Consider the following 18833-nt stretch of genomic DNA (forward strand, 5'->3'; position numbering starts at 1 on the left):
TCCTGTGTGTGCAGACCCCGGCGCCTGTTAGCACAGGGTGGTCCGGACTGGTCTGCGAAAAGCCACTGCGTCCGTCCCGAGAGCCCTGTTCAGGGCCTCGCACAGCTCCTGGGGCTTGGTGATCGCCCCGTCCCCCACTGCCAGTTCCATGTTGAGCATGGGCGGGTCACCCGGCGTCAATTCGAGACTGAGAATGCCGGGACGGATGTCCACGACCTTCTCCCCACTCTTGGTCCGCCGCACGATCTCCAGGCTTCCCGCTTCCAGCACGCCCTGGACGGCCCGGCGCAGGTTCTCGAAATCAACGCCCCGCAACGCCAACTCGACCCGGTACCCGGCCCGGCTCAGGTCGGCAAGGGGAGAGCGCCGCCCCCGTCCCTGCACCTGCACGTCCACGATCTCCAACCCCGGCGGCATCTGCGCGCCAAGGCGCTGCTTCAGCGTCTGGGCGTCCGCCGGCTCGTCAAGTTCCATCACGCACAGTTCTGCGAGGCCCTCCATCCCCAGTGCCAATGAGGGACCGAAGGCGATTCGCGCATGGCGATTGAACCCCTGCGTGTACGTCACCGGCACTCCTGCCCGTCGCACGGCCCGGTCGAACGCGCGGGCCATATCAAGGTGGCCAACCAGTCGCGCCGGACCGCGTTTTGCGAACCGGATGACCGCGCAGGTTCGGGTGGAATCACTCACGGTTTCGCACCCCGCACACCACCGGGCAGTCAGCCCACTCGTTCACGCCGCATCCGTGGCAGCCGGCCCGGCGACAGTCCGGCGTCAACTCGCCCCGGAGCCCCCGTTCTCGCTCACACAAGAGAAAGGCCTTGTCCGCACCTGCAACAATGTGATCCCACGGCAGCCGCTCATCCAGGGCGAACTGCCGCATTGCGCGCTGCTGCAGGTTCATCCCGCAGGCCTCGAATGCTCGGTTCCAGAGTGAGAAATCGAATCGATCGCTCCAGGCGTCCAGCACCGCCCCGGCGCGATAGGCCTCCAAAATCGCCGCCGAGGTATCTCGGTCGCCCCGTGCCAGTGCGGCTTCCAGACAGCTCATCCGGGCGTCATGACAAGCCAGGCGCACCTGATGGTCGCGGATCGCCGTCTCGAGCAATCTCTGGCGCCGCTGTATCTCGTCCACGCTGATCTGCCCGTCCCACTGCATAGGCGTGTGAGGCTTGGGCACGAGATTTGAGACGGACACATTGATCTTCATGCGGCCCGCGCGCTTGCCCATGGTCTGGCGGCCGATTTTCGCCACCTCGCGCACAAGCCCCGCGATGGCCAGCACGTCCTCATCCGTCTCCGTGGGCAGGCCAATCATGAAGTAAAGCTTGATTGTGTTCCAGCCCGCTTCGAAAGCCGCCGCCACGGTGTCCAGCAGGTCCTGCTCCGTGACCCCTTTGTTGATCACATCCCGCAAGCGCTGAGACCCGGCTTCGGGCGCGAAAGTGAACCCTGACTTCCGCACGGCCTGGACCTTGCGAGCCAGCTCTACGCTGAAGGTGTCGATGCGAAGGGAAGGCAGGCCGATGGAGACCCCTTGCGGCGAAAGTTCAGCAAGCAGATTGTCGATCAGGGGGTGAATGTCGGTGTAGTCGGGGCAATTGAGAGACACCAGGGACAGCTCATCGTAACCGGTGGAGGCGATGATCTCGCGCGCCTGCCTCAGGAGCGTGTCTGGCGCCCTCTCCCGCACAGGCCGGTAGGTGTACCCGGCCTGGCAGAATCGACATCCGTGGGTGCAGCCGCGGGCGACCTCCACCTGTCCTCGGTCGTGGATCACCTCGATCCAGGGCACCAAGGGACGAGTGGGGTACTCGGCGGCGTCGAGATTCTGGATGACGCGCTTGCGGATCTCGCAGGTTGCCGGGTCGTGGCGCGCCGGGACATACACGCCCTCGATGGCGGCCACCGCGTCGAGGGTCGACTCGCGTCCCCCGGTCCGAGAACACTTCACAGCGTTCAGCACATCCCCAAGGGCTTCTTCCCCGTCCCCCACCACGAATGCGTCGAAGAACGGCGCCAAGGGCTCCGGATTGCCGGCGCAGGGCCCTCCGCCCAGCACGAGTGGGTGGTCTTCCCCACGCTCAGCCGCGAGGAGCGGGATGCCGCCCAGTTCCAGGATGCTCAGTACCGTCGTGTAGGTCAGTTCGTGCTGCAAAGTGACGCCGAGGACGTCAAAGGAGGACAATGCCTCGCCGGTCTCCAGCGTACCGAGGGGAATGCCCTCGCGCCGGAGCAGGTCCACAGCGTCCTGCTGGGGATAGAAGACGCGCTCGCAGAAGGTGTCTTCGCGCAGATTCGCGATGTGCTGAAGAATCTGCAGGCCGACGTGGCACATCCCGACCTCATACAGGTCCGGGTAGCACAGGGCAATGCGCAGATCCACCGCGGCGGGGTCTTTGATGACCACGTTGTGCTCTGCTCCGGTGTACCTGGCCGGCTTCTCAACCTGCTCCAGCAGTTCGTCTTCTAACATCAGAATCAATACGAGCCCCGGCAGTCATTGCCCCGGGGCTCGCCAACTCCCTCACGACGGATCTTCCCCGCATTCCAACCACACCTTGATATTAGCCACCGCAAGGCGAACCTGTCAAGCATGGGGGGCGCATTCCGCGCGAGTAGATTGTGGGGCCTGGGGCTTTGTGCTAAAATCGCGGCAATGTTGACTGAGGCCCCTACTGCAGCCAGTGGCGCCCTGGGGTACCTGGGCGGCACATTCGACCCAATCCACTACGGCCATCTGCTCCTTGCTGAACAGGCCCGCGAGCAGCTCGGGCTGTCACGCGTGCTGTTCATCCCCAGTGGCCGGCCACCCCACAAGCTGGCGCGTGCGGTCTCGGATGCCGAACACCGCCTGCACATGACGGAACTGGCGATCCAGGGGAATGACGCCTTCGAGGTCTCGTCTTGCGAGATCGAGCGTGACGGGCCCTCGTATACCATCGTAACGATCCGCGAGCTCAAGGCCGCAACCGGCGCCGAGATCGTGTTCATAACCGGGGCCGATTCGGTGCTGGAAATGCCGATGTGGCGCATGCCCGAAGCGATCCTGAGTGAGGCTACGGTGGTGACTCTCCCACGCCCGGGGTTCGATCTCGGGCGCATCGGTGAGGCGCTTGGCGACAGGCTTGCGGGGCGGGTGAGAGTGCTCGAAGGGCCGATGATAGCGCTCTCTTCAACAGATATTCGCGCTCGTGTGGCACGTGGGCTGAGCATTCGCTACATGGTGCCCGATGCGGTCGATCAATACATTCGCGCCCACGGGCTGTATGGTTCGCACTGACCGGACTTGCGCCCGGTACAGCTTGCCTGGCTGGTGACCCATGCGACAGGCCTATCCCGTCCCCTTCATCAACAGCCTGGTGCACTTGGCGGCTTTCGCCCTTCTCGCCGCCATAGCGGCGGGAACGATTGACAGCGTTCGCGACCCCCATTCGCCGGCGCGGTTCCCCAGCGGCTTCCCGCACATGCTTACTCCGCCGCCTCGGCTATCGGGGATCGGAGTTGGACCAGCGCGAATCCTGCTTGTGGGCGCCGATGATCGCGATTCCCGGGGACGAGCGGACACGATCATCGTTGCATACCTCAACCCCCGTCGCAACCGGGCAGCATTGCTCTCCATCCAGCGCGATACCCTTGTGGACATTCCCGGCCACAGGCGGGACAAGATCAACCATGCCTACAAGTTTGGCGGCGTGCCCCTGCTGAAAACTTGCGTGGAGCGTCTGGTCGGGCAGAGCCTGGACGGGTACGTGAAGCTGGATTTCGAGACCTTCGAAGAATGCGTGGACAAACTGGGCGGAGTGGAGATCACGGTTGGCGACCCGGAGGGCCGAGGCCGGGGGATGAACTACGATGACAATGCGGGCAAGCTGCACATTCACCTGAAGCCCGGAAAGCAGACACTGAACGGCAAGCAGGCCATAGGTTTCGTACGCTACCGCAAAGACAGCGACATCATGCGGGCCGAGCGCCAGCGGGAATTCCTCAAAGCCGTGGTGCGCCAGCATTTCCGGCCGTCAGGCTGGCCGCGTACTATTGGGGCTGCGAAGCATGCGATCAGGAAAGTGGACACCGATATCCCCTTAGGGCGCGCGCTCGCCATTGCCACCGCTCTCAAGGGGATCAAGCCCGAAGACATCATGACCGAGATGCTGCCGGTCGAACCAGCACCCGCACATGGCGTCTACTATAGCCGGGTAGATGAGGCAAAGGCTCAGGAGTTGCTCGCCAAACTGCGCGAGTTCCTCCAGGGAGAGAAGTCGAACACAGTTTCGGTGAAGGACTGCGGGGTCGTGGTGTTGAATGGTTCTGGCAAGACTGGCGCGGCGAAAAGACTTGCGGACCGGCTCCGAGCCGAGGGGGTGTTGGTAACCGGTGTGGGAAATGCCGAGGATTCCGGCCATTCCCGCTCGGAAATCCGCTACCATCCGGCATCCCGGGGCGCGGCAGAGGAAATCCGGCAAATGCTCGGGGCCGCGTCAGCAAGGCTCATCGAGGATGAAGACTTCGACGCACCAGGCGCCGCGGGGATCGTGGTCACGGTGGGCAGAGACATCGCGTCCGGCGATAGAACCAGAGATTGATTCCGGGCCTGTGGAAGGGTCCGGGGAGGTGCGAATTGGCGATCGAACCGCTGGAGAAGGCCCTGCTTCTCGCTGAGGGGATGGAACAACGGCGCGCATTGGACGTAATGGTACTCCACATGGAGGAACTCATGACAGTGACTGACTATTTCGTCATCTGTCACGGGCGATCCCAGACCCACGTGGATGCCATTGCCGAGAGCCTGGAGGAGTGGGCAGAGCAGCACGGCCTGCGGCATTTGCACCGTGAAGGCGGGCGCGGATCGACCTGGGTGATTCTCGATTACGGCAGCGTCGTGGCCCACATTTTCACCGAGGAGGCGCGCGAGTTCTACGACCTTGAGCGCCTGTGGGGAGACGCCCCGGTTGTGGAACACGTGGCCGAAGCCTGACGGGGAGCCAGTTTCAGATGGCTGATGACCCGCGCGATATCATTCGTCGCCGTGTACAGGCGAACCTGGAACGCCAGGCCGAGCAGGATTTGATGGCGGAACGGTGCGATCTGGTTCGCGCCGCCATTTCCCGCAATGACGGGGCCGAAGCGGTTCGCGCCGCCGAGAGCCTGGTGGAAGCGTACCCCGATTCGACCACTGCCCACGAACTCATGGGCGACGCCCTCACACTGGCCGGCAAACGCACCCGCGCCAAAGATGAGTACAAGAGGGCGATGGAGATCGAGCCGGCAAACGCAGACGCCGAGCGCAAGTACGCGGAGGCCATGCTGTTTATCGGCCAGGTGGAGCGCACCCGCAACCTCCTGACAAGTGGCGACATCAGCATGCTCCGCGGCGCGATGCACAAGGACCCGAAACACGCAGCTCTGCGTTCGGTGCTCTTTCCAGGCCTGGGCCAGCTTTACAATGGCGACTACGAACGCGGTGTCGTCACCGTGCTTATCGCTTTCGTGCTCTTCGGCCTGGCGGCGTGGGGTGTCATGGAGTTCTTCACATCCGCCGTTATCACCAGTTCGGACCCCATGAGCGCCGGGGAAATCGTGGGTGCGCTGGTGGGCTGCATCGGCTACGTCTCGCTCCTGGGCTGGAGTGTCTGGGACGCCCAGCGTCGCTCGAGCGAGATGCCCACTCCCAGTATCGACCCGGACGCGGTCCAGAAATAGCCCGTGAGACCGGAGAGCCCCCGCTCGAAGAGACCATTCAGGACCGACCAAGACCCGGCGTCCGCCATCACCCGGCCCATCAAGCCCCTGGAACTTGAGGTTCGGCGGGGTTGCATGGATGATGCCGTCGAAGGGGGCATGGCTGCTTTCATCGTCGCATGGGCCGACTGCACGACGCCGATGCTGGATGAGTGGCTGGCGGCCCGCCTGGGGCGAATCGCCCAGGCATTCGGCGCCTACGGCGCATTTACCCCACAGGAGCGCGAGGTCCTCTGCCGCAGGACCATCCAGGCGCTGACCCTTTACCAGAGCAGGATTGCGCCCGACGCTGCCTCCTCTTCCCCACCTCCAGGCCCACTGCGTTTCTTGAAAGGCGTCGGCCCCAAACGCGAGGCCCAATTGGCGCAACTGGGCATACGCACCCCTGGGGACCTCCTGCGCCATTACCCATCACGCTATGAAGACCGCACCCGCATGAAGGCGGCCGCGAACCTGGAGCACCGGGAGAGTGCGTGCCTGCAAGTGGAGGTGATCGGTGCGGGTGAGTGCAGGCGCCGAGGCAAGATAGCAGTCGCCGAGGTCCCGGCGAAGGATTCATCGGGTGAGGTCAAGCTGGTGTGGTTCGGCCAACCTTACCGAGCCAGCCAGTTCGAGGCTGGAACGGTGCTGCTCGTGACCGGGCAGGCCATGATCCACAAGGGCGCTATGAGCTTCCATGTGAGCGAGACGGAAGTGATCCAACGTCCGGGTGAAACCGCGCCGGAACAGGCGCCTGAGGGCATTGTCCCGGTCTATCCGCTGGGTGCAGGGCTGACACAGACTTTTATGCGCGGCCTGATACGACATGCCCTGAAGGCCTGCGAGCCTTTGCCATCCGGGGCTGTTCCGGAGAGGATCGCCCGGGAGCACGGGCTCATGGACTACCCCGAGGCGCTGCGAGAAGTGCATGCTCCCTCGAGCGAGGAGGCCCGCGCGAAGGCACGGGAGCGAATCGTCTTCGAGGAGCTCTTTGTCCTCCAGGCGGCTCTTGCGCAGCGCAGGCGCCAGCATGTCCAAACTCGCGCGGGCGCCGTTCTGCCCGCCCGAGAGTTGGTCGAACGGTTCGTGCAGTCCCTGCCCTTCCCACCAACGGGGGCGCAGTCCCGAGTGCTCAATGACGTCGCCGCTGACCTGGAGGCCACCGCTCCGGCGTGCCGACTGATCCACGGGGATGTGGGTGCTGGAAAGACAATCTGCGCGGCCTTCGCGCTCCTCGCGGCTGCATTGGGAGGACGACAGGGCGCACTCCTTGCTCCCACTGAACTGCTGGCAGAGCAACATTTCGCGACCCTGACCCAACTCCTTCGGCCCTTCGAGGTCTCCTGCGCCCTGCTGACAGGGTCCATGGGAGAGTCCGCTCGCAGATATGCCCTCGGACAGATCCAGCGCGGCGATGCCCGGGTCATCGTCGGCACTCACGCCATCTTCCAGGAGGCGGTCACCTACCGGGATCTTGCGGTGGCGGTGGTGGATGAGCAGCACCGGTTCGGCGTCCGTCAGCGCGCGCAACTGGCTACGAAGGGCCTGCATCCCAACCTTTTTTTCATGTCGGCGACCCCGATTCCTCGTACACTCGCGCTGACCGCATATGGGGACTTCGACGTCTCGGTGCTGGATGAGTTGCCCCCGGGCAGGACGCCGGTGGTCACCCACCTCGCGTGGGGAAAGAGCCGCCATGCCGCGTATGAGACGGTGGTCGGCCGGTTAGTCCAGGGAGCCCAGGCGTACGTCATCTGCCCTTTGGTGGAAGAACAGGAGGGCGAGGCGGCGTCGGCCGAACGTGAGTTCCGGCGGCTGTCTCTGGGACCTTTTGCCTCCTTCAAGCTGGGGCTTCTGCATGGCCGGATGGACGCGGAGCGCAGAGACCAGGTGATGACCCAATTCCGCGAGGGACACCTGGAGATACTCATCTCAACCACCGTAGTCGAGGTCGGCGTAGACGTGCCCAATGCCACCGTGATGCTCATCGAGAATGCCGAACGCTTCGGTCTTGCCCAGTTGCACCAGTTGCGTGGACGCGTCGCACGGGGCACTCAGGCGGGCATCTGCATCCTGATGACCCGTGCCAGTACGCCCGAAGTGGTGGATCGCCTGCGGGTGCTGGAGCGAACCACAAACGGATTCGAGATCGCCGAGGAGGACCTGCGCAGGCGAGGTCCGGGAGAGCTCGCCGGCACCCGCCAAAGCGGTCTGCCGGACCTGCGCATGGCTGATCTGATCGGGGACACCCCGGCGCTGGTCAGGGCCCGCACCGAGGCCTTTGCGATCATTGAAGCCGACCCGGACCTGGCCCTTCCCGAGCACCAGGCGCTGCGAGATGCTCTCTGGGGCGATGGCGACGGGCTCGCGGGTTGGGCACTGTGAGTCCGCTGCAGGTGCAAGCACTCGCCGAAACGAATTGATAGCTGGGCACGATGGTTCGGGATAAGCACGGGAACATCATCGGGGAGGCGAGTGCTGTGGCCCGAATGCCGACGACTATGCTCATAATTCTGGTTGTTTCGGCCTGTGCCCTATTGACCGGCTGCCCGGTTCCCGCTGACCGGGTCACGAGTACACAAGCCCGCCCTCCCGTCGAGCCAGGAAATGTCCCCCCACCTGAGCAAGTGGCGGCCGAGAGCAAGCCCGCCGTGAGCCCCGACCAGGTACCCTCCAACCGTGTGCAGTTCGAAGCATGGGTCCGTGAGACCTCACCCCACGCCCCTCAGACGACGGATGAAGAGCAGGCAGTGGCTGCTCTTGAACAGTGGCTGCGAACCGAATGCGAGATGAAAGAACTGGTCTTGCTCCCCGCCCCGCTCTGGGAAAGCCGGCAGATGCCCGACAAGTACTACGAGTGGTACAAGGAAGACGAACTGGGGGTGTACCTGTGGGATGATCGCGAGCCCCCGGACCTGAAGCTCATAGTCGGACCGCCTGAGGCCTGCGCGTGGTGCATCGCTCATATGGGCAAGGAAAATGGCAAGTGGGTCCTCATGAAGGCCACCACGTCTCACGATGAAGCCGTGGATGAGGTCATCTACCAGCGAGGGAAGGGCTTCATCACGCGCGAAAAGGAGCCGGACGATTGAACGGCGCCCCGGTCCATCTCCCCCTGTACAAGACCCCTCCAAACCGGGTATATGTATAGTCCTGCCCCGTGTTGGGCCTTCTGCAGATATCCCTGGATACGGGTGACAAACCATGGCGTATAAGTCCTGCAAGTACGGTGGAAGCTCTCTGGCCGAGTTCGTACAGGTCAAGAAAGTGGTGGACATTGTCACCAGCGACCCGAGTCGACGCATCGTAGTTGTCTCAGCCCCCGGCGAGCGGCCGAGCGTGAAGGAAGCTGGGGGCGAGGACACCAAGGTCACCGAGCTGCTGATCAAGGCCGTCGAGGCCCACAGTATCGGTACCGACTACAGCCATTACCTCGACGAAACCGTTTCCCGGTATGACGAGATCCGGGCAGGTTTCGACCTCCCTGAAGAGCTGACGGAGGAGATCCGGGCAGACCTTCAGGCGCGGCTTGACGAGCCTGGCCTCGGCCCGGAGCGTTACCGCGACCTGGTGATCGCGGGTGGCGAGGACAATATGGCGCGCCTCTTCGCGGCGATCCTCAACAAGCTCGGGCACACCGCGCAGTACGTCGACCCGCGCGCGGCCGGGATGCTCCTGGACGACAACCGCTGCGTCCTGCCGAAATCCTATGACCTGCTGGCTTCCCTGCGGGATCTTGAGGGAATTGTGGTTTTCCCCGGGTTTTTCGGCTACACCGAACCCGATGAGAACGGCAGGCAGTACGTGGTCACTTTCCCGCGCGGCGGTTCGGATATTACGGGCGCTATCCTTGCGGCGGCGGTGCGTGCGGATATTTACGAGAACTTCACAGACAGGGACGCGGTCTGTGCTGCGAATCCCAACATCGTCCCTAATGCGAAACCGGTGGCCCATCTCACTTACCGCGAAATGCGCGAACTCTCCTACTCGGGCTTCAACATTTTCCAGGAGGAAGCCCCACTCCCGGCTATGCACCGGGACATCCCCATCAATATCCGCAACACCAACGCCCCCGACGCGCCGGGAACCATGGTGACCCGCAGCAGAGAGAGCAAGCCGGGACAGGTCATGGGCATTGCCAGCAAAGACGGTTTCTGCACGCTCCTGGTCACCAAGTTCCTGATGAACCGGGAAGTAGGTTACGTCCGCAAGCTGATGCACATCATCGAGCAGGAACAAGTGCCGGTGGAGCACATGCCCTCCGGCATCGACGACGTCTCGGTCATCCTGCGCAAGAGCGACCTCAAGGGTGGCAAGGCGGGCATCATTCTGGACCGCATCAAGAACGAACTGGAGCCGGATGAGGCCCGGATCATACCGGCGGTCGACGACAATGGTGAGTCGGCCGAGCCAGGGCTGGCGCTGATCATGGTGGTCGGCGAGGGCATGAAGGACACGCCGGGCATCGCTTGCAGGGTCACAGCCGCGCTGGCGGCGAGGAAGATCAACATCGAGGTGCTCAATCAGGGCGCCAGCGAGATCAGCCTCATGGTCGGGATCAGCGAGCGCGATCTCCACGCAGCCGTGGAGGCGCTTCACGCAGAGTTCTTCGAGTAGAGACGAACCGGAGAGATGCCGTCCGGAATGCGAGGCCTGCCATGCTCAGAATTGTCCTGATCAGTGCGATTGCATCAGTATGCCTGTCGGGAGTGAGCGCGGCGGCCGAGTATTTCGTCTCGCCAGACGGGAACGACGAGAACGCCGGGACTCGCGCGGCACCCTGGCGGACGTTGGCGAAGGCCAATGCCGCGCTTTCCCCGGGCGATGCGGTTACGCTCCTGGACGGGAGCCACGCGGGCGTTATCGAGCCGGCGCAGTCTGGCGAGCCCGGGCGCCCCGTCACCTACCGCGCTGAAAACCCTCTGATGGCAGTGATCGCCGGCGGCCTTTCGTCCGACGGCGAACGAACCTGCGTACGCATCAAAGATCGGTCCCACATCGTCTTGGACGGCCTTTACCTCCTGCCCACCGCACGCGGCTGGATGAAACTGGACCGCGCAAACCACTGCGTCATCCGCAACTGTAGGATGGAGAACGCAACCGGCCACTACTCCCCAATCACCTGCACCGACTGCCATTACAATCGGTACGAAAACCTGGAGTGCCGGCGGTCCAACAACATCGGCGCTGACGGCCACGTGAGCGGGGACATGTGGAACAACTACAATGTCAGCCACTGCATCTTCGACCGTGTGCACATCAGCCGCGCCGGACATCGCCCCTTCGGGTTGTGGTTTGACTGCCCGAACAACGTGGTGCGAAGGTGCGTTTTCGACTGCCGGTGGGGGCGGAACTTCGAGTTCTTCTCCACTCCGCGCCTGCTCGTGGAGGATTGCGTCATCACCAACGGCTTCGACGGATCGGGTTCAGCCGATGGACGCGCCAAACTCTTCATCATCGACTCCATCTTCCGCCGAAATGTAATCTACCGCAATTATTACGGGCCGATGGTGATCAACGCCTACAAGTATCAGGACCTGCCCACGTTCGGCATGATGCGCTCGCGGCTGTACAACAATACGTGGGCGCGGAACCACGAGTACGGGTACGAGATGGTGGACCTCAACCAGAATCCCGATCCGCACATGGTCCACGGGAATGTCTTCCAGAACAATGTCTTCGCCTTCAACGACCCTGGTGGCGACGGCCTGGCGCTGTATCTCGTGAGCAACATCGCCGAGGACAATCGGTTTCTGCACAACCTGCTGTACGGCGACAGACCCGGCTGCAGGACGGTGCGCTATGACTGGGCCTGGCCTGCCCACAACAAGTGGGACGGCCTGCGCATGACGGCGGACGAGGCCAACGAGATGAAGCCCGGACAGTTCGCGGGGAACATCGACGCAGACCCCCTCTTCGTGGACATGGAGGCCGACGACTACCGCCTGAGCACCGGAAGCCCGGCGATTGACGCAGGCGCGCCCCTGGCGAGGGCAACAGCAGGCGGCTCTGGACGGATGATCGCAGTGGATGATGCCCGCTGGTTCTACGACGGTTTCGGGATTCCCGGTGAGGTCGGCGACACCGTCTTCGTCGGGGCCGGAAGAACCGCAGCGGTGGTTTTGAAGGCGGATATTGAGGCAAACACGGTCACCCTGGACCGGGACCTGACATGGCAGGAAGGGGACGCCGTCACAGTGGCCTACGCCGGTGCCGCACCCGACCTCGGCGCGTATGAGACCGGGGCGGAAGGACGGGACTGGCACCGCGCGCCGACGATCCCTCCGGGCCTGCGTGTGGAGACAATGGAGACCGCGACGAAGCCGGTGGTGGTCACCGACTTCGAAGTGGAAAACCAGGAGGACTGGCACTACTACTGGAACTTCTCGCGCCAGCGCGCCACGGTGACAAAGCTTGAGACGGAGACGGCAGCTTCGGGTCGGCGCTCGATGCGCGTCGAGGCCACGGGCGACGGAGCCACACTTTCATGTGACATCAAGCCGCGCTGGTGGGATATCGATCGCTTCCCCACGGTCCGTGTAGCATACCGGATCCCGCCCGGAGTGCCTGTGGGCATGTGGGTGCATCCCTTCAAGTCAGCGACCTGGGGCACGGGGCAGGTATGCCTGGCGGCAAGCCCGGCGCTGCATCCAGGTGCGGCCCCGGCACTGCCGGGGAAAGTGCTGCTGGATGACGACCAGTGGCACGAAATCGAGCTTGATGCCCGGGCGATCCGACAAGTGTACCCGGGCGTGCGCCTGCTGCAGATGTTCCGCTTGTGGACCAATGCCAACGGCAAGCAGGGCCAGCAATTCTGGTTCGACAACTTCCGTATTCTCCCCGCTGGTGACGGCGGGTAGTCAGCCCTGATATCACGGAAGGAGATGGGATGGATGTCGGAACTGGTGACAGGCCAGAAAGCCCCGCAGTTCTCGCTCCCTGCAAGCACTGGGAACAAAGTGGCGCTGAAGGACTTCAAGGGTAAGAACGTCGTCGTTCTGTACTTCTACCCGCGGGACAATACACCGGGCTGCACCAAAGAAGCCTGCAGTTTCCGTGACCTGCAGGCGGAGTTCGAGGAGGCCGGAGCGGTGATCCTCGGCGTCAGCACCGACAGCCTGGAATCCCACGACAAGTTCGCAGCGAAGTACGACCTGCGTTTTCCGCTGCTTGCCGACAAGGACGCGGAAGTGGCGACGAAGTACGGCGTCTGGCAGGAGAAGAACATGTATGGCAAGAAGTCGATGGGCATCGTGCGCACCACTTTCGTCATCGACAAAGAGGGCAAGATCGCGAAGATCTGGCCGAAGGTGAAGGTCGAGGAACACGCGGATGAAGTGCTGGAGTTCGTGAAGTCGCTGGGGTAGCGAAGGCTATCGGACCCGGCCACCGCCATATCAACCGGCCTGCTGTCCGCCGACAGGCCCGGAGAGGTTAGCCGTTGATGCTGACTGTGACGATCGACGATAGGACTGTTCGCGTGCCTGAGGGCACGACTATCCTCGAGGCCGCACGGCTCGCGGGAATTGTCATACCCACCCTCTGCTACCGCGATGGCTGCCGTCCCGAGACCTCGTGCCTGGTGTGCGTGGTGCGAGTGGACCGGGGCAACCGGTTGGTGCCTGCCTGCGCGACGAAGGTCAGCGATGACATGACGGTGGAGAGCGAGACCCCGGAGGTCCTCGCAGCGCGGAAAACCGCGCTGGAACTGCTCCTGGGCGACCACCTGGGCGACTGTCTCGGCCCGTGCCATACCGTCTGCCCGGCGCGCATGGATATCCCGCGGATGATCCGCCACATCGCAACGGGTGAAATGGATGAGGCGGCGCGAGTGGTGCTGGAGCACATTCCCATCCCCTCGATTTTGGGCCGCATCTGCCCGGCCCCCTGCGAGAAGGCCTGCAGGCGCGGGGATGTGGATTCACCTGTGGCGATCAAGCTTCTCAAGCGGTTCGTGGGGGACTACCTGCTGGGCCGCGAAACTCCCCGTCCCGTTCACTGCAGGCCGGAGTCGGGCAAGCGGGTGGCAATCGTCGGCGCCGGACCTGCAGGGCTTTCAGCGGCGTGGTACCTGCGGCGCATGGGCCACGCCTGCACCATCATCGACGACCGGCCGGAACCCGGCGGGATGCTGCGCTATGGCGTGACCGAGGATGCCCTGCCGCCCCGGGTGCTTGATGGTGAGGTCGGCGCGATCCTGGCGGCGGGTGTTGAGCTGCGCTCCGGAGTCCGCGTGGGCGCAGACCTGCCACTGGCTGCCCTGCGAGACGAGTTCGACGCCGTGGTCCTTGCCACAGGAGACCCGGCTCAGGGAACCGGGGTCGGCGTCGAGATCATCCCGGAACGTGCGACTCACGAGACAGGATTGCCGGGAGTTTTCGTCGCGGGTTCAGCGCTCACACCGTCGCGATCGGCGGTGCGGGCGGTGGGCAGCGGACGGTCTGCCGCGCTTGCGGTGAATGAGTTCCTGCACGGTCGGGCACCCAAGGGGGAACAGCGTCCTTACACGGTGCGCATGGGCCGCCTGAGCCCCGAAGAGTTGGCGGAGTTCGCTGCGGACACCCCGAAACATGGCCGCATCAACCCATCAGCGGGTGAGGCGCTAGGCTTCCTGGACGAGGAAGCCAAGGCGGAAGCGGACCGCTGCCTGCACTGTGACTGCGCCGGTCTGGAGAAGTGCGCGCTGCGGCTCTGGGGCATGAAGTACGGGGCAGACCTGCGCAACTGGTCCGGGAACGAACGCACATTCCGCCGCGAGACCTCCCACCCCAATCTCATCTACGAGCCAGGCAAGTGCATTGCATGCGGGCTGTGTGTGCAGATCGCCGAAGGCGAGCGGGAAGCCATGGGCCTCAGTTTCATCGGGCGCGGTTTTGACTTGCGCGTCGGCGCTCCCCTCGGTGCGGACATGCGCGAGGCAATCTCGGGACTGGCTCTCGAATGCGCGCAGGCGTGTCCCACCGGCGCCCTGGTCTACGTCCACCAGCCGGTTCCCATCCGAACCAGCCCGGACACGGAGGCGTCAGAATCCGCATGAGCCAGCTTCGGGACGGACTCGTGGTGGAGAATCTGACCAAGAGCTTCGTGCTTCCCGACAACACGCCTTTGACAGTGCTGGACGGGATTTCTCTGGAGGCAGAGGCGGGCGACACGGTGGCCATCGTCGGCCCGTCAGGTTCGGGGAAGAGCACGCTGCTGAACATCATCGGTGGCCTGGAGCCCCCGACGAATGGCACGGTCAGGCTGGGTGAGACAGACGTGACCTCGCTGTCAGGGGCTGAGCTTGCCCGGTACCGGGCGCAGCGCGTGGGGTTCATCTTCCAGGACCACCATCTGCTGCCGCAACTCAATGCCCTGGAGAACGTGCTGGTGCCGACCCTTGCCGCTCCCGGCATTGACGGTGCCGAGGCCCGTGCAGAGGAGCTGCTGGATCGCCTGGGCCTTGCTGCGCGCGCAGAAGCTTTCCCGGCTCGGCTCTCGGGCGGCGAAAGGCAGCGCGTGGCTGTGGCCCGGGCGCTTATGAACCGCCCCGGACTGCTCCTGTGCGACGAGCCTACGGGTAATCTGGATCGCAATACGGGCGAGCAGATTGTGGCCTTGCTGCTGGAGCTTGCCCGGGATGAAGGCGCAACGGTGTTGATGGTCACCCACAATCTGGATCAGGCGGCGCGGATGGGCCGGACCCTTGCGCTATCAGATGGGAAGCTCGCCCCGCTTGACACCTCTCCGGAGGCCCCGGCTTGACCCTCGCGCGACTTGTGATTCGCAGCCTGATCTACCACCGGCGCACAGGGCTGGTGGCGGCCTTCGGGCTGGCGATTGCGACCGCGGTGATCACCGGATCGCTGGTTATCGGAGACTCCGTAAGCGGGAGCCTACGCGACACGGCTCTGAGCCGACTGGGCAGGATCACCCATGCCCTGGTATCTCCGCGCTATCTCCGTGCCGATCTCGCGAAGGAGATCTCCCCTGACTGCGTGGCGCTGCTTGCCGCGGACGGTGCCGCACGCGAGCCCCAGACTGAAGTCGTCATCCCGCGTGTCGCGGTCTACGCCGTCCCGCAGGGCTTCTGGAAGCAATACCACGACATCGCGCCGATGTCGGTGAAGACACTGTCCGACCGCGGCTGCATCTTGAACATGGCGCTTGCCCTGGACCTGGGAGTCTCAGAGGGCGACTCGATTCTGGTCACCCTGGAGAACCGCCCCGAGATTGCCCTGGACACCCTCTTCGCGCGGCGCGAGATCGGGGACACCGCGCCCACGGTGCGGCTCAAGGTTGAACAGGTGCTTGGCAGAGGCCCAGCGGACTTCCGGCTGGACAGCCAGAATGCCACTCCCCGCAACGTGTTCGTGGACCGCGACTGGCTGGCCGAGCGTCTTGGCCGTGCGGGCCAGGCGAACGTGATTCTTGCGAGTACCGATCCGCAGGACGAGTATGCCACCGGCGCCCTGGAGAAAGGGCTCGAGCAGAGCGCGCAGCTGTCGGACTACGGCCTCACCCTCACAGCGACCGCCGGCGGGTACTTTTCGCTGGAGAGCAAGGGAACCTTGCTCAGCCGTACCCAGGCCGTCCGCGCCGAAAGCGCGGCGAAGGCTACGGGTGGTCAGGCGCGCGCCACGTCGGTGTATCTGGCCAGCGAGATCACGGCCCCGGGAAGGCCGGGAGCACGATCTATCGCCTACAGTGTGGTGTGTGGGATCGACGCGCCGTTGGCGCCCGGGAGTGGGGAGTTCCCGGGGCCGGATGAGGTCTGGCTCAACGACTGGGCCGCCAAGGACTTGGGCGTCTCCGTGGGGGATGATCTACGCATCGCATACATGGTGCCCGCGGAAAGTGGCGAGTACCCGGAGCGCGAGCTGGTCCTTCGGCTGACGCGCATCGTACCCCTCGCGAGGGAGTTCGCTGACCCTGCCTTAGTCCCGACCTTCGAGGGTATCACGGATGCCGTGAGCATTGACGCCTGGGACCCTCCGTTTCCGGTTGACCTGAACAAGGTCACCCAGCGTGACGAGGACTACTGGGACAAGTACCGGGCCACGCCGAAGGCTTTCGTGAATATGTCCGCGGCGAGTGACATGTGGCAGAGCGGACCGCAGGGGGAGGAATCGGACTGGATCACATCCGTGCGCATCTACCCGCCGGAGGGAGCGGACCCGGAGGCCTACCAGCGCAACCTCGCCACTACCCTGCGTCGCGTATTGACCCCTGACGTGTCCGGGCTGTCCTTCCGTCCTCTGCGAGAGATGGCGCTGCGCGGGTCTCAGGGCACGTCGGACTTCGGGCAGCTGTTCCTGGGCCTGAGCATGTTCCTGGTGTTCGCGGGCGCAGCACTGGCGGCAATGCTGCTGAAGCTGTCCGTAGAGCAACGGTCTGCAGAATCCGGGATACTCGGCGCCTGCGGAGTGCCTCCAAAGATCGTGCGGACGGCACTCATTGCCGAAGGCATTGTGCTCACGGTGCTCGGGGTCGCCATCGGTGTCCCGGCGGGGGCATGGTATGCAGGAGCACTCATCCGAGGGCTCTCCAACTGGTGGGCCGGCGCCCTGGGTGCGACGGAGACCGTCTGGCTGCACCTGGTACCGGGCTCGTTGGTCGCCGGCGGTGTGACGGGCCTAGTGGTGGGCATCGGGACGGCGGTCTGGAGCACCCGGCGGCCGAAGGGGCGCACGGACCTGCAGCTTCTCGCGGGAGCGCAGGGCATCGCCGTCACGGGTATCGGCCGCTCCACTCGACGCCCGGTGATCGTCCTTGTGGCCTGCCTGGTGTGTGCCGCCGGGCTGTTCGCCGCTCCCTCGCTGAGCGAGGGCATGTCCGCCGAAGGCGCATTTTTCGGCATTGGATTCGCGCTCCTGGGAGCCACAGTGGCCGGGGCATCGGTGATATTGTCTCAAGCACTGGCGGGAAAATCCGTCACGCGTACATTGCCCCGTCTTGCCCTGCGCAATGCGGCGGCCAACGCCGCGCGAAGCCTCCTGATGCTGGGCCTCCTGGCCGCCGCCACCTTCATACTGGTGGCGGTCGGCGCGAACGCGCGGGATTTCTCCCGTATCGACGTCACCCGCAAAGATTCGGGCACGGGCGGCTTCGCACTGCTTGCGAGGGCATCGGTCCCCCTGCCTTTCGACCCCGCGACCCCCGAAGGACGCCGAAATCTGGGCTTCACCGATGAAGACGAGGCAGCGCTGAAAGGCGCGCGAATCTACTCTCTGCCTACGGGTCCGGGCGAGGATATCAGTTGCCTGAACATCTCGCGGCCCACACACCCGAGGTTGCTGGGAGTTCCCCGTGAGCTCGCGGAACGAGGCGGTTTTGGCGCGAACCCGGCGCCGGGATCCACGGCCGAGAACCCTTGGCTCTCGATCTGGGATTCCCCGGAAGATGTCACCGCGGTTGCCCTCGGCGATTTGGACAGCATCCGCTGGACCCTGCACTCGGCGCCGGGTAAGGTCTATACCATGCCCGGGCCCGGCGGCGAAGACGTGCGCCTTCGGCTCGGGCCTACAGTCCAGGGCAGCATCTTTCAGGGCGTGCTCCTGGTCTCCGAGCCCGCGCTCCGACGCATCTACCCGCAGGTCTCAGGTCCATCCTGGTTTCTCGTGGAGACCCCGGAAGGCACCATGGATCGGGTGGCGGATGCCCTTCGGCGCGGCCTGGGCGAACTCGGGGTGGAGGTCAAACCCACCCGCGAGGTGTTGAATGAGTTCATGCAGGTACAGAATGCCTATCTATCCATGTTCCTTGCCCTGGGAGGGCTGGGGCTGCTGCTGGGCACGGTGGGCATCGCGGCGGTGCTCCTGAGATCCGCCCTGGAGCGCCGCGGGGAGCTTGCCCTGCTGATGGCTACCGGCTTCACCCGGTCGCGACTGGCCTGGTTGCTGCTGGTCGAAAACGGGTCATTGCTCGTTGCCGGACTGGCATCCGGGACCCTCTGTGCGCTGGTGGCTGTCGCTCCGAGATTATCGTCCGTGGATGCGGCCGTCAACTGGGTGGCCATTGCGGACCTGCTCATACTGGTGCTCGCGGTGGGGGCCAGCGCCAGCTTCGTGACTGCAGTCCAGTCTGTGCGCGGACCGTTGTTGGGCGCTCTGCGAGAGGAATGAATGGAAGCG

Annotated in this window: 14 protein-coding genes; 12 read left to right on the forward strand and 2 right to left on the reverse strand. The window is 64.3% G+C overall.

Annotation, left to right across the window (positions count from 1 at the left end; translation table 11 throughout):
- Positions 1-27: 27 nt before the first annotated feature.
- Positions 28-690, reverse strand: a complete 663-nt coding sequence (locus HPY44_10345; GenBank protein ID NSW56406.1) for a DUF2344 domain-containing protein — start codon at positions 688-690, stop codon at positions 28-30.
- The gene (locus tag HPY44_10350) at positions 683-2482 is read right to left on the reverse strand and encodes a TIGR03960 family B12-binding radical SAM protein (GenBank protein ID NSW56407.1); all 1800 of its coding nucleotides are present in this window, start codon (positions 2480-2482) and stop codon (positions 683-685) included. The genes HPY44_10345 and HPY44_10350 overlap by 8 nt, the downstream gene beginning before the upstream one ends.
- Before the next feature lie 177 nt (positions 2483-2659).
- Here HPY44_10350 and HPY44_10355 point away from each other — a divergent pair, with 177 nt between their 5' ends.
- The 12 genes from HPY44_10355 to HPY44_10410 all read left to right on the forward strand — a co-directional run bounded on the left by HPY44_10355 (position 2660) and on the right by HPY44_10410 (position 18824).
- Entirely contained in the window at positions 2660-3283 is a 624-nt protein-coding gene (locus tag HPY44_10355) for a nicotinate-nucleotide adenylyltransferase (protein NSW56408.1), read from the forward strand.
- A gap of 40 nt (positions 3284-3323) precedes the next feature.
- A complete protein-coding gene (locus HPY44_10360; GenBank protein NSW56409.1) occupies positions 3324-4586 on the forward strand; it encodes an LCP family protein in 1263 nt (420 codons plus the stop codon).
- An 80-nt stretch (positions 4587-4666) separates the two neighbouring features.
- Positions 4667-4978 carry a ribosome silencing factor gene (gene rsfS, locus HPY44_10365; protein ID NSW56410.1) on the forward strand — a complete coding sequence of 104 codons (312 nt, stop codon included), beginning with the start codon at positions 4667-4669 and terminating at the stop codon, positions 4976-4978.
- A 17-nt stretch (positions 4979-4995) separates the two neighbouring features.
- The gene (locus tag HPY44_10370) at positions 4996-5703 is read left to right on the forward strand and encodes a hypothetical protein (protein ID NSW56411.1); all 708 of its coding nucleotides are present in this window, start codon (positions 4996-4998) and stop codon (positions 5701-5703) included.
- A gap of 3 nt (positions 5704-5706) precedes the next feature.
- Positions 5707-8106, forward strand: coding sequence for an ATP-dependent DNA helicase RecG (gene recG / locus HPY44_10375; protein NSW56412.1), 2400 nt, complete (start codon positions 5707-5709; stop codon positions 8104-8106).
- 365 nt (positions 8107-8471) lie between these two features.
- Entirely contained in the window at positions 8472-8813 is a 342-nt protein-coding gene (locus HPY44_10380; protein ID NSW56413.1) for a hypothetical protein, read from the forward strand.
- A gap of 112 nt (positions 8814-8925) precedes the next feature.
- Positions 8926-10338: an aspartate kinase gene (locus tag HPY44_10385; GenBank protein ID NSW56414.1), complete on the forward strand. Its 1413-nt coding sequence runs from the start codon at positions 8926-8928 to the stop codon at positions 10336-10338.
- A 41-nt stretch (positions 10339-10379) separates the two neighbouring features.
- Positions 10380-12581, forward strand: a complete 2202-nt coding sequence (locus tag HPY44_10390; GenBank protein NSW56415.1) for a right-handed parallel beta-helix repeat-containing protein — start codon at positions 10380-10382, stop codon at positions 12579-12581.
- Between the two features lie 33 nt (positions 12582-12614).
- On the forward strand, positions 12615-13088 hold the full coding sequence (gene bcp, locus HPY44_10395; GenBank protein NSW56416.1) for a thioredoxin-dependent thiol peroxidase: 474 nt from the start codon (positions 12615-12617) through the stop codon (positions 13086-13088).
- 77 nt (positions 13089-13165) lie between these two features.
- A complete protein-coding gene (locus HPY44_10400) occupies positions 13166-14758 on the forward strand; it encodes a (2Fe-2S)-binding protein (protein ID NSW56417.1) in 1593 nt (530 codons plus the stop codon).
- Positions 14755-15465 carry an ABC transporter ATP-binding protein gene (locus HPY44_10405; protein NSW56418.1) on the forward strand — a complete coding sequence of 237 codons (711 nt, stop codon included), beginning with the start codon at positions 14755-14757 and terminating at the stop codon, positions 15463-15465. The genes HPY44_10400 and HPY44_10405 overlap by 4 nt, the downstream gene beginning before the upstream one ends.
- Entirely contained in the window at positions 15462-18824 is a 3363-nt protein-coding gene (locus HPY44_10410; GenBank protein NSW56419.1) for a hypothetical protein, read from the forward strand. The genes HPY44_10405 and HPY44_10410 overlap by 4 nt, the downstream gene beginning before the upstream one ends.
- Positions 18825-18833 lie beyond the last annotated feature (9 nt).

The organism is Armatimonadota bacterium (assembly GCA_013314775.1).
Classification (GTDB): Bacteria; Armatimonadota; Zipacnadia; order Zipacnadales; family JABUFB01; genus JABUFB01.